The 10,887-nt window shown below is 60.9% G+C and carries 14 protein-coding genes and 1 pseudogene; 9 read left to right on the top strand and 6 right to left on the bottom strand.

The genetic code is table 11. The annotated features are described in order from the left end of the window. The 4 genes from C9413_RS19810 to C9413_RS19795 form a co-directional block, all read left to right on the top strand. Window positions 1-662, top strand: a 662-nt coding sequence (locus tag C9413_RS19810; protein ID WP_246703797.1) for a helix-hairpin-helix domain-containing protein, incomplete at its 5' end; no start/stop codon positions are given. Between the two features lie 110 nt (window positions 663-772). Further along, window positions 773-1,363: a CDP-diacylglycerol--glycerol-3-phosphate 3-phosphatidyltransferase gene (pgsA, locus tag C9413_RS19805; protein WP_170250798.1), complete on the top strand. Its 591-nt coding sequence runs from the start codon at window positions 773-775 to the stop codon at window positions 1,361-1,363. Then, window positions 1,360-1,614 carry a molybdopterin converting factor subunit 1 gene (gene moaD, locus C9413_RS19800; protein ID WP_039844473.1) on the top strand — a complete coding sequence of 85 codons (255 nt, stop codon included), beginning with the start codon at window positions 1,360-1,362 and terminating at the stop codon, window positions 1,612-1,614. Before pgsA ends, moaD begins: the two co-directional genes overlap by 4 nt. A gap of 225 nt (window positions 1,615-1,839) precedes the next feature. Next, entirely contained in the window at window positions 1,840-2,301 is a 462-nt protein-coding gene (locus C9413_RS19795) for a molybdenum cofactor biosynthesis protein MoaE (RefSeq protein ID WP_170250799.1), read from the top strand. Here the strand turns inward: C9413_RS19795 and C9413_RS19790 are convergent, their stop codons facing one another. Further along, window positions 2,302-3,198, bottom strand: coding sequence for a branched-chain amino acid ABC transporter permease (locus tag C9413_RS19790; protein WP_039844471.1), 897 nt, complete (start codon window positions 3,196-3,198; stop codon window positions 2,302-2,304). 66 nt (window positions 3,199-3,264) lie between these two features. Here C9413_RS19790 and C9413_RS19785 point away from each other — a divergent pair, with 66 nt between their 5' ends. Then, window positions 3,265-3,810: a CGNR zinc finger domain-containing protein gene (locus tag C9413_RS19785; protein WP_039844470.1), complete on the top strand. Its 546-nt coding sequence runs from the start codon at window positions 3,265-3,267 to the stop codon at window positions 3,808-3,810. Further along, on the top strand, window positions 3,807-4,313 hold the full coding sequence (locus C9413_RS19780) for a hypothetical protein (RefSeq protein WP_039844469.1): 507 nt from the start codon (window positions 3,807-3,809) through the stop codon (window positions 4,311-4,313). Before C9413_RS19785 ends, C9413_RS19780 begins: the two co-directional genes overlap by 4 nt. An 87-nt stretch (window positions 4,314-4,400) precedes the next feature. Here the strand turns inward: C9413_RS19780 and C9413_RS34540 are convergent, their stop codons facing one another. The 3 genes from C9413_RS34540 to ndk all read right to left on the bottom strand — a co-directional run bounded on the left by C9413_RS34540 (window position 4,401) and on the right by ndk (window position 5,464). Further along, window positions 4,401-4,727, bottom strand: coding sequence for a group II intron maturase-specific domain-containing protein (locus tag C9413_RS34540; protein ID WP_052451498.1), 327 nt, complete (start codon window positions 4,725-4,727; stop codon window positions 4,401-4,403). After that, window positions 4,724-4,876, bottom strand: a complete 153-nt coding sequence (locus C9413_RS34535) for a hypothetical protein (protein ID WP_223843979.1) — start codon at window positions 4,874-4,876, stop codon at window positions 4,724-4,726. Before C9413_RS34535 ends, C9413_RS34540 begins: the two co-directional genes overlap by 4 nt. 165 nt (window positions 4,877-5,041) lie before the next feature. Next, window positions 5,042-5,464 carry a nucleoside-diphosphate kinase gene (ndk, locus tag C9413_RS19770; protein WP_022714709.1) on the bottom strand — a complete coding sequence of 141 codons (423 nt, stop codon included), beginning with the start codon at window positions 5,462-5,464 and terminating at the stop codon, window positions 5,042-5,044. A gap of 459 nt (window positions 5,465-5,923) precedes the next feature. Between ndk and abc-f the strand changes: the two are divergent. From abc-f to C9413_RS19755, 3 genes and pseudogenes are all read left to right on the top strand, one after another. After that, window positions 5,924-7,805 (top strand): annotated as a pseudogene (gene abc-f / locus C9413_RS19765) (ribosomal protection-like ABC-F family protein). A gap of 118 nt (window positions 7,806-7,923) precedes the next feature. Further along, window positions 7,924-8,850: a Gfo/Idh/MocA family oxidoreductase gene (locus C9413_RS19760; protein ID WP_039844467.1), complete on the top strand. Its 927-nt coding sequence runs from the start codon at window positions 7,924-7,926 to the stop codon at window positions 8,848-8,850. Between the two features lie 84 nt (window positions 8,851-8,934). Next, the gene (locus C9413_RS19755; protein ID WP_039844466.1) at window positions 8,935-9,486 is read left to right on the top strand and encodes a GrpB family protein; all 552 of its coding nucleotides are present in this window, start codon (window positions 8,935-8,937) and stop codon (window positions 9,484-9,486) included. A 9-nt stretch (window positions 9,487-9,495) separates the two neighbouring features. Here the strand turns inward: C9413_RS19755 and C9413_RS19750 are convergent, their stop codons facing one another. Together C9413_RS19750 and C9413_RS19745 are read right to left on the bottom strand one after the other, a co-directional pair. Further along, complete coding sequence (locus C9413_RS19750) at window positions 9,496-9,945, bottom strand: DNA polymerase III subunit chi (RefSeq protein WP_039844465.1); 450 nt, start codon at window positions 9,943-9,945, stop codon at window positions 9,496-9,498. Window positions 9,946-9,951: 6 nt separating this feature from the next. Continuing rightward, window positions 9,952-10,887, bottom strand: a 936-nt coding sequence (locus C9413_RS19745) for a leucyl aminopeptidase (RefSeq protein ID WP_170250797.1), incomplete at its 5' end; no start/stop codon positions are given.

The raw sequence follows: 10,887 nt of genomic DNA, 5'->3' as shown, positions 1-10,887 counted from the left end.
TCGTGGCGGGGCCAGAAGGCTCCGTGAAGAGCCAGTCCCGCAAGTTCAACATCAAATCGACCGACATCACGCCCGGAGACGACTTCGGCATGATGCGCGAGGTGATGACCCGGCGCTTCTCGCGGCTCATCAAGGAGGAAGGCATTCCGGACCGGACGCAGACAGTATCGAGCGCTGAGGCCGCCGATCTGCCTTTCCCTGTTTGGCCGGACGTGATCCTGATCGACGGTGGCCAGGGTCAGATGACGGCGGTGCGCGCCATCCTCGAGGAACTCGCCATCACCGACAGCGTCATTGCCATCGGCGTTGCCAAGGGCGTCGACCGCGATGCGGGGCGCGAGCGTTTCTTCCCGCCGGGGCGCGAAAGCTTTACGCTGCCGCCACGCGATCCCGTGCTCTATTTCATCCAGCGCATGCGGGACGAAGCGCACCGCTTCGCCATCGGCTCGCATCGCGCGCGACGCAAGAAGGAGATGGTGAAGAACCCGCTCGACGAGATTGGCGGCATCGGCCCGTCGCGCAAGCGGGCGCTGCTGCAGCATTTCGGCACCGCAAAGGCCGTTTCGCGGGCAGCGCTTTCCGATCTCATGGCAGTCGAGGGTATTTCCGAAACCGTCGCAAAGCAGGTCTATAACCATTTTCACGACGATGCCGCGAAATAGGCGGCTAACGTCGCAAATTCCACGCAAAGGCGGCAGAAAAACAGAAAGAACGTTGACGGCTTGCGGTCAAACCCGTCATCTACAAGCACATAAATTCAGAGAACGGTTTCATGGCATCGCGCGCGTATAATATTCCCAATTTGCTGACCTACGGCCGCATTCTCGCGGTACCGCTGATTGTCCTGTGCTTCTTTGTCGAGGGACGGCTTGCGATCAGCAACACGGCGCGATGGGTCGCCCTTTGGATATTCATCATCGCTTCTCTCACCGATTTCCTGGACGGCTATCTGGCGCGCATCTGGAACCAGACTTCGAATATCGGCCGCATGCTCGACCCGATCGCCGACAAGCTCCTGGTCGCCTCGATCCTGCTCCTGGTTGCCGCGGACCAAACAATCCCCGGTTGGTCGATCTGGGCGGCAATCACCATCCTGTGCCGCGAAATCCTCGTTTCGGGACTGCGGGAATATCTCGCCGCCCTCAAAGTCAGCGTTCCCGTCACACGGATCGCCAAATGGAAAACGACGCTGCAACTGGTGGCTATCGCGTTCCTGCTTGCCGGTCCTGCGGGCGACGAGATTTTTCCCTATACGACGCAGATCGGCATCGCCCTCCTTTGGATCGCGGCCATTTTGACCATATATACCGGCTATGACTATTTCCGCGCCGGCTTGAAGCATATCGTGGATGACGAAGAATGACGCGTCTCGTCTATTTTGCCTGGGTGCGGGAACGGATCGGCAAGAGTGAGGAAGACATCGCCCTTCCCGCCTCCGTCGTCACCGTTGCCGATCTTCTCGGTCACTTGAAGACCCTGGGCGAAGAATACGAGACGGCGCTTCAATACGAAAACGTTATCCGCGTGGCGCTCGATCAGGAACACGCCGAACACGACGAACCGGTCGGCAATGCCCGGGAGATCGGGATTTTTCCGCCGATGACGGGCGGATGACGGACGCACGCTCGCGAGAAGACAAATGGAAACACTGCGTATGGAGCCGGCTTTTCCACGCTTGTCCGTCATTGCTGTGCTTGTCACCGGAGCCGAGCCACGACGCGTCCAGGCCGTGAATAACTCTCTTTGTCTTGCGTTGGGCGCACCCCCTGGCTGCGACACGCACATCGATGAGGGAGTGCGTTTTGAGGTGATCGCGCATCAGCAAAGGGCAAGCATATGGTGAGCCCAGCCCCCACCATCCGCGTCCAGCGCGAAGATTTCGACCTGCAGACTGAGGTCGACCGGCTGAAAAAGGCCGCGCCCGGCGTTGGAGCGATCGTGACATTCTCCGGCCTCTGCCGCGACGAAGGCGGCACATTGGCAGCGCTGGAACTGGAACATTATCCGGGCATGGCCGAGGCGGAGATGGCGCGCATCGCCGAGTTGGCGATCGAGCGTTTTGGCCTGCTTGGGCTCACCGCCATCCACCGCTTCGGAAAAATCGCCGCAAGAGAAAATATCGTGCTGGTGATTGCCGCGGCGCCGCACAGGCAGGCGGCATTCGACGGCGCGAGCTTCGTCATGGATTATCTAAAGACCTCCGCGCCCTTCTGGAAGAGGGAACATGGCTCGGATGGCTCGGATGGCGATTGGGTCTCTGCCAAGGACGCAGACGACGCTGCGCGCGACAAATGGAAGTAGTCACGGAATGGCGCGCTCACGCCGGCTCAGCACCAACAGGAAGACCAGCAGCGAGAAGATGACGAAATCCCGCCAGAGGAATGGGCCGTAGGCGGTCCAAAGTGTTTCGGCAAAGCCGATGCCTGCTGCACCGCCTGCGGATTTCAGCGGATCGGAATAGCCGCCGGCAGCGGCGATCATCAGCACCTTGAGGCCGAAGAGCAGACCCGCACCGAAATCCATCGAACCGTAATAGAAGGTCGTCAGGATGCCACAGCAGGTGGCGATGAAGACGGCGGCCACATAGGCAGCGAGGAACACGCGGATTGCACTGACGCCGCAGAGTTCAGCGGCGAGCGGATCGTCCGTCACTGCGCGCCAGACGCGACCCCAGGCGCTGCGGCGCAGCACTAGGCCGCCGACCGCGATCAGCGCGCACATCAGCCCGGTATTGATAAGCTGGATATAAGTCAGCGTCACCTTGAAGGATGCGTCGCTCCAGAAAACGACGGTGCGGTTGAGAAAGGGCGAGAGCCAGAGCTCCCGCGTATCGGACGCCAACCGCGCGGTCTCCATGAGCAGGATGGTCACGCCGAGGGCTGCGACGATGACCGTATTCGGTGAACGTTGCACGAGCGGCTGCATGACGGAGCGGCCGATCCAGAAGCCGGCGCCGAGCGAATAGGCGAACGACATGACGGCGCCGATCGCGAGCGATGCGGGCAGGACCAGCCAGAGGCGGTTATAGGCGAAATCGGTGAACAGCAGCAGGATCTGTCCCGCGAAAGCGAAGACCGCACCATAGGTGATATCGGCGCGCTTGGTGACGCCGAAGGCAAGCGCATAGCCAAAGGCAAGCGCCGCGTAGAGCGCTGCCAACGGCACGGCGTTTGCCAGCTGCTGCAATAGATAACCCATCAGGAAACTCCGGATCCTCTGCAAACAATAACTGGCAAAACCGATTTTACCAGTTATATTTTCTTCATGATCTTTGCCTGGACCGCACATCGTTTCTCTGGCGGCGCGCTGGCGCTGGATGTCGCAAACAGCGTCATTCTGCGTCATGATATAGCGCGCAGCATCGACCGCTTTGCGGCGGATGAACAGCTCGCGAGCTTTTCGCTTGCGGCTGCGGAATTCTGCGCCGAGCGCGCCCTTTTCAGGGAAGTTCTGCCGGTGGCGCCAGAAGACAGGCTGAATTTCATCGCGCTGCGCGAAGCGACGGACCGCTATTTCCGGCAACGCGTTTTAACAGGCAATGACGATCGCCTCCTCGCGGACCTGCTTGGAAAACTCGCCGTAACCCTCCGCAATGCCAGGCCCGACGGGCTCGACGCCGCGACCGCGCATTCGGTGCTTCGCCTGATCGCGATGCCTGATCCGGAGCGCTTGAAGATATGCCGCAATTGCGGCTGGCTGTTCATAGACCGCAGCAAGAATAAAAGCCGTGCCTGGTGCGACATGGGCGTCTGCGGCAACCGCGCCAAGGCAAGCCGGCACTACCACCGGAAGAAAGAGGACGCGACATGAAGATCAAGGTTATCACGGCGCTGGCGCTGAGCGCCGCGCTGCTCGCCGGCTGCCAACGCGAGATGGAGAAGATGGTCGAAGTGAGCGGCCATATTTTCGTGTTCAACTACCGCGTCGCAAGCGCGACCTACCTCGTCACCTTGAAGAAGACTGCAGCCATTCCCGATGGTGCGGTGGCGATCGCGGAATTCGAGAACCCGGCCGGCGGCGACCCAATCGTGCTCACCGAGAAGATCTACCCGGCCTGGGACAAGATCACTCTCCAGAGCCCAAAGGTACACTGCATCCGCAAGGATAGACCTTATTCCGTAAAGATCCGTCTCGTCGATGCCGAGGGCGCGACCCTGCAGGAGCTGAAGACACAACTGGTCTCGGACGTCGATCAATCGATCCTGCCGAGCAAGCCGCTGGTCGTCGGGCCGCTCTATACACAGAACCCGGATGTCTTCAAGCCGGACGGAACGACGGACTTCAGCAATACAGACAAGTGCCCTGCCGCGTAATCGGCATAGGGGGCGATCATATGTGATCGCACCCCTGCCACACCACCCGGCATGCGGGTCCGCACCGGGCGGTTCGAGAGATTGAGGTCAGGCGAGTCTGGGCATTCCGAGCCGGTCGGCCCATTTGATCGTGAGGGCGGTGTTTAGGAGTTTTGCGCTGTTGCGCCACCAGCGGCGGGCATTTGCCGCCACTTGGCTCGCCACATCGAAGCTTGCTCCCCTGGCCGTCATTTCCCGAGAGATAGTCCTGCCTGTCTTCCATTGCTTGAGCTGGATAGCCCTCAGGCGGTGACGCATCCACTCGTCCAGCGCTTGCCAGACCGATGGTGTTTGCGCCAGCCTGAAGTAAGCTTTCCATCCGCGCACGAAGAGGTTCAGCCGTTCGATCACGGCTTTCAAGGACCGGCCCGTCACGCGGACGTCAGTTCGCGGATGCGAGCCTTGAACGCCTTGATTGCCTTGTCGGCCACCCGTCGCTTGACCACTCCCCGAGTTCGCCAGAAGGCGTAGCCGAGGAACTTGCGGCCGAAGACGCTGGCAACGGCGCTCTTGGTCTCGTTCACCGCCAGGTGAAGTCTTGCGCTTCTCTTCGCTCGCCATGACCAGCTTACGGTGGGACTTTCACCCACAAGAATGCGCCCATGCTGGGCGCACACGCAAAAGCCGGAGCGAAGCTCCGGCTTTAAGAAACATTTCAAAGGCTTCAGCTTCGCGGCTGAAATCCCGATTCAGCCGACGATTTCGGTGTCGGAGAACCAGTATTTGATTTCCTGCGCAGCCGTTTCCGGAGCGTCGGAGCCGTGAACGGAGTTTTCGCCGATCGAAAGGGCGTGCACCTTGCGGATCGTGCCTTCGTCAGCGTTTGCCGGGTTCGTCGCACCCATGATTTCGCGGTTCTTGAGGATTGCGTTTTCGCCTTCGAGAACCTGCACGACGGTCGGGCCGGAGGTCATGGTGTCGACGAGTTCGCCGAAGAACGGACGCTCCTTGTGAACGGCGTAGAAGCCTTCAGCTTCCCGCTTGCTCATCCAAACGCGCTTGGAAGCAACGACGCGCAGGCCCGCATCTTCCAGCATCTTGGTGATAGCGCCCGTCAGGTTGCGCTTCGTTGCGTCCGGCTTGATCATCGAAAAGGTGCGTTCAATCGCCATTGGGTCAAATCCTCTGGTTTAGCGGGAAAAGTGGGCGGTCTTTATCCGCCCCTAGTCCCGAAAACAAGGGGGACGCGGCAATTTCACGCCGTTGTCATGGTGCGGCCGCTGCCTTCATGAAGATCAAGGCAGCGCTCGAATCAAGTCTTCACATCTTCCCCGCCCGAAAGGACGGGGATTTTCAGCGGCGGCCCAGGCCGCCCTTTCGCGTTCTCGGGAGACGGGTTAAGCGCCTTCGATGGCCGTGTTCAAGCCGCCAGGACGTTGACAGCCCCGTTGACGTCGGCACTGTCTGCGTGTCGGCAGGAGAGGAAGAGGAACTTCGCTTGGTTTTCGCGGTTTGCCTTGTCCTTCGACCCGCATTCGAAACAGGTCACAGGACGTGTATCTCGCATCGACATTCACGAGGTTGCCGCCACGGTCTTGCCTTGATCGCGGCTTTCGGCCAAAACGCCGCGCATGATCACGATTACCGACATTTCGGCCCGCATCGCCGGGCGCCTTCTCCTCGACAATGCCAGCGTGACGCTTCCGGCGGGCACGAAGGCTGGCCTTGTGGGGCGGAACGGCGCGGGCAAATCGACGCTTTTCAGGATCATCACGGGCGATCTCGGCGCAGAAACAGGCTCAGTTTCCATACCGAAGAGCGCACGCATCGGCCAGGTGGCGCAGGAAGCACCGGGCACGGAAGATTCGCTGATCAAGATCGTGCTATCCGCCGACCAAGAGCGCGCCGCGCTGCGTGCCGAATCCGAGCTCGACCGATGCGCACCGGATTGCGGAAATCCAGATGCGCCTTGTCGATATCGATGCGCATTCGGCAGAGGCGCGGGCGGCAAGCATTCTTGCCGGCCTCGGCTTCGATCAGGATGCCCAGCAGCGCCCTGCCTCGGCCTTCTCCGGCGGCTGGCGCATGCGCGTGGCCCTTGCCTCAGTGCTCTTTGCCGAACCCGATCTGCTGCTTCTCGACGAGCCGACGAACTATCTCGACCTCGAAGGTACGCTCTGGCTGGAAGACTATGTGCGGCGATATCCGCACACGGTCATCATCATCAGCCATGACCGCGACCTTCTGAACAATGCCGTCAATTCGATCGTCCATCTCGACCAGAAGAAGCTGACCTTCTACCGCGGCGGCTACGATCAGTTCGAGCGGCAGAAGGCGGAAGCCGACGAATTGCAGACGAAAGCGAAAGCCAAGAACGAGGCCGCGCGCAAACATCTGCAGAGTTTCATCGACCGCTTCAAGGCAAAGGCCTCCAAGGCGCGCCAGGCGCAGAGCCGCGTCAAGGCGCTGGAACGCATGGGCACGGTCGCCGCGGTGATCGAAAATCATGTGCAGCCGATCACTTTCCCGGAACCGGAAAAGCAGCCGGCATCGCCGATCGTCGCCATCCAGAGCGGCGCCGTCGGTTACCAACCGGGCAAGCCGATCCTCAAGAACATCAGCCTTCGCATCGACAACGACGACCGCATCGCGCTGCTCGGCGCCAACGGCAACGGCAAGTCGACCTTCGCAAAATTCATCGCCGGCCGGCTCTCGGCCGAAAGCGGCGACATCAAACTCGCACCGAGCCTGAAGATCGGCTTTTTCGCCCAGCACCAACTCGACGATCTCGTCCCCAACGAGTCGCCGGTCGAGCATGTGCGCCGCCTGATGCCCGCAGCGCCCGAGGCCAAGGTCCGCGCCCGCGTGGCGCAGATGGGGCTTTCGACGGAGAAGATGTCAACCGCTGCCAAGGATCTTTCTGGTGGCGAGAAGGCCCGCCTGCTGATGGGGCTTGCCGCATTCCACGCGCCGAACCTTCTCATTCTCGACGAGCCGACCAACCACCTGGACATCGACAGCCGCCGCGCTTTGATAGAAGCCCTTAACGACTACGATGGCGCCGTCATCCTCATCTCGCATGACCGCCATCTTATCGAGGCGACGGTCGACCGTCTCTGGCTGGTCAATAACGGCACAGTTTCGAATTTCGAGGGCGATATGGAGGAATACCGCAACCTCGTCGTCTCTTCGGGCAAAAAAAAAGACGAAAGGCCTGATCTGAGCGAAGAGCCCTCCTCCAAGGCGGATCAGCGCAAGGCGAATGCCGGCAGACGCGCCTCGCTCGCGCCGCTCAGGAAAAAGATCAACGAAATCGAATCATTGACGGCGAAGCTGGAGAAACAGATTCGAGAGCTCGATGCGGAGCTGGCCGATCCGGCGCTCTACGAAAAGGCGCCGGCAAAGGCCAGCGAGAAAGCCAAGCAGCGTGGCGAGGCAGCCGCAAAGCTCGCAGCCGCCGAAGAACAGTGGCTGGAGCTTTCGGCCGAATATGAGGACGCCATGGCGGGCTAGGTGTGGCGCCTTTGTCGATCTGCACGTGACAAGGCCGCTTGCCCGGCGGTAACATTCTGATAAAACACCGCCCAATAAATCATACTTTTGAGCGAAACACCGAACGCGAGCTTCAGCCATGTCACCCATCAACCTCGCCATCGTCGGCGTCGGCAAAATCGTCCGCGACCAGCACCTCCCCTCGATCGCCAAGAATCCGGATTTCAAGCTTGTCGCGACGGCAAGCCGCCACGGCACCGTCGACGGCATCCAGAGCTTCACAAGCATCGAGGCCATGCTCGAGGCCGTGCCTGAGATCGACGCCGTTTCGCTTTGCATGCCTCCGCAATTTCGCTACGAGGCAGCCCATAAGGCGCTTTGTGCCGGCAAGCACGTCTTCCTCGAAAAGCCGCCGGGCGCGACCCTGAGCGAGGTCGCCGACCTTGAAGCGCTGGCCGCCGAAAAAGGCGGCTCGCTCTTTGCAAGCTGGCATTCGCGCTATGCGGCTGCGGTCGAGGCCGCCAAGGCCTTCCTCGCCTCGACGAAGATCGAAAGCGTCCACGTCATCTGGAAGGAGGACGTGCGCCACTGGCATCCGAATCAGGACTGGATCTGGCAGGCGGGCGGGCTCGGTGTTTTCGATCCGGGTATCAATGCGCTGTCAATCGTCACCCATATCCTGCCGAAGGCGATCTTCCTGACGAGCGCCACGCTGGAGTTTCCGGAAAACCGCGACGCGCCGATTGCGGCCGACATGCATTTCAAGAATGCCGACGATGTTCCGGTTCACGGCGAATTCGACTGGCGCCAAACCGGCAAACAGAGTTGGGATATCATTGCCGAGACGGCGGCCGGCAAGATGGAGCTTGCGGAAGGCGGATCGAAGCTTTCGGTCAACGGCGAACTGAAATTCTCCGCTCCGGAAGAGGAATATCCGGCGCTCTACCGGCGCTTCGCAGAGATCATCAGGGCAGGCAAGTCGGATGTCGACCTCGCACCTTTACGTCACGTTGCCGACGCCTTCATGCTCGGCAAGCGGAAGTTCGTGGAAGCATTCCACGACTGACCGACGGATCGTCGGCCGGCTGCCAGTGCTACCGTTGACTGTTAGAGTGGCAAGATCGACCCTCGCCCAAGGACGTCCAATACCATGCAGCAGGAGCAAGACGAATCTTTTGGGTTGGGCGTGCGGCATCTGACCGTCACGCTCGCCGCTCCCGACGCGAGATGGCGGGAAGCCTATGCGCTGGAAGAGGCTAGGATCCGAGGTGCGCTCGGATCTCTGGCGCTCGACATCCAGCATTTCGGCAGCACCGCCATCCCGGCGATCAAAGCAAAACCAATCATCGACATTCTGATCGGCGTCAGACGTTTCGAGGACGGAGCGACCTGTATCGGCCCGATGGAACAGATCGGCTACGATTATGCTGGAGCCGATATCGTGCCCGACGACTACATCTTCGGCCGCGGCATCAAGGGCGAGACGCGCACGCACCTCGCCCATATCGTCGAATATCAGGGTCACAATTGGAAGCGGAACATCCTTTTTCGCGATAGGCTTCGCAGCGATCCCATTCTCGTCCAGGCCTATGAAGAGCTGAAGATCGATCTTGCGCGGAAATATGCCCAAAATCGCGCCGCTTATACCGCCTCGAAGAAGGGCTTCATCGACAAGGTCGTGAGGGACGGCGGTCTTGTCTGACCCGGGCGGTCAGGCCTTCTTCTCCCAGCGTCCCTGCGGCGTCTGCTGCCAGTAGGTGAGGCTGTGCCCCTCACTCTTCAGCCTCTTCCACTCGGCCCGCGCGGCTTCAAGCTGCTCCTGGTCGTATCCGTCGAACATGAAGACGATGCGATCATAGGTGTCCACCGACGGCGGTTCGGCGCCGTCGACGACGAAACGCACGGTCGCAGCGTTGGCGTTTCCGGCCGATGCCGTCAACAGGACGGGCTGGTCTTCGGCGAATTCAGCCTCGTCGGTGCCGTGCGGCAAAAAGCTGTCTTCGCGGAAAGTCCACAGGTGCGCGTCGAGCGCATCCCTTCGAGCCGTTTCCTTCACCTGGATCGCGACACGCCAGCCGCGCCCGACGCTCTTGTCGACGAGCGGCGGCAGCGCGTCCTCGAGCTTGGATTCGGTCAGATGATAGAACAGGACTTCCGTCATGCGCGATCAGGCTTCGTAGTGGTCGCGCACCAGGCGATCCAGCAGGCGGACGCCGAAGCCGGAGCCCCAGGACTGGTTGATCTCATCCAGCGGCGAACCCATGGCGGTGCCCGCGATATCGAGGTGCGCCCAGCGGGTGTCCTGCACGAAGCGCTTGAGGAAATGCGCCGCCGTGATCGAACCTGCATAGCGACCGCCGGTGTTTTTCATGTCGGCGAACTTGCTGTCGATCATCTTGTCGTATTCCTTGCCGAGCGGCATGCGCCAGACCTTCTCGCTTGTGGAGAAGCCGGCTTCCGTCAACTGGCCGGCAAGCGTGTCGTCATTCGAAAACAGGCCGGCATAGACGCTGCCGAGCGCCACGACGACAGCGCCTGTCAGCGTCGCAAGGTTGACCATGAACTGCGGCTTGAAGCGGTCGTTGCAGTACCAAAGCGCGTCGCAGAGCACGAGACGGCCCTCGGCATCGGTGTTGATAACTTCGATCGTCTGGCCGGACATCGAGGTGACGATATCACCTGGGCGTTGGGCATTGCCGTCCGGCATGTTCTCGACAAGGCCGATGATGCCGACCGCGTTGACGGCCGCCTTGCGCGCCGCAAGCACATGCATGAGGCCGGTAACGGCCGCCGCACCGCCCATATCGCCCTTCATGTCTTCCATGCCCGCTGCCGGCTTGATCGAGATGCCGCCTGTATCGAAGACGACGCCCTTGCCGATGAAGGCGACGGGACGCTCCTTGGCCTTTCCGCCCTTCCACTGCATGATGGCAAGGCGCGGCGGACGGACGGAACCCTGGGCGACGCCGAGCAGCGCCCCCATGCCGAGGCGCTTCATCTCGCGCTCCGTCAGGATTTCGACCTCGACACCGAGCTTTTCGAGTTCCTTTGCCTTCGCGGCGAACTCGACGGGGCCAAGAACGTTCGGCGGTTCGTTCACGAG

This window comes from Rhizobium sp. SEMIA 4085 (assembly GCF_013004495.1).
Taxonomy (GTDB): domain Bacteria; phylum Pseudomonadota; class Alphaproteobacteria; order Rhizobiales; family Rhizobiaceae; genus Rhizobium; species Rhizobium gallicum.
The sequence above is the reverse complement of the archived record's forward strand: the minus strand, read 5'-3'. Positions and strand labels throughout refer to the sequence as shown.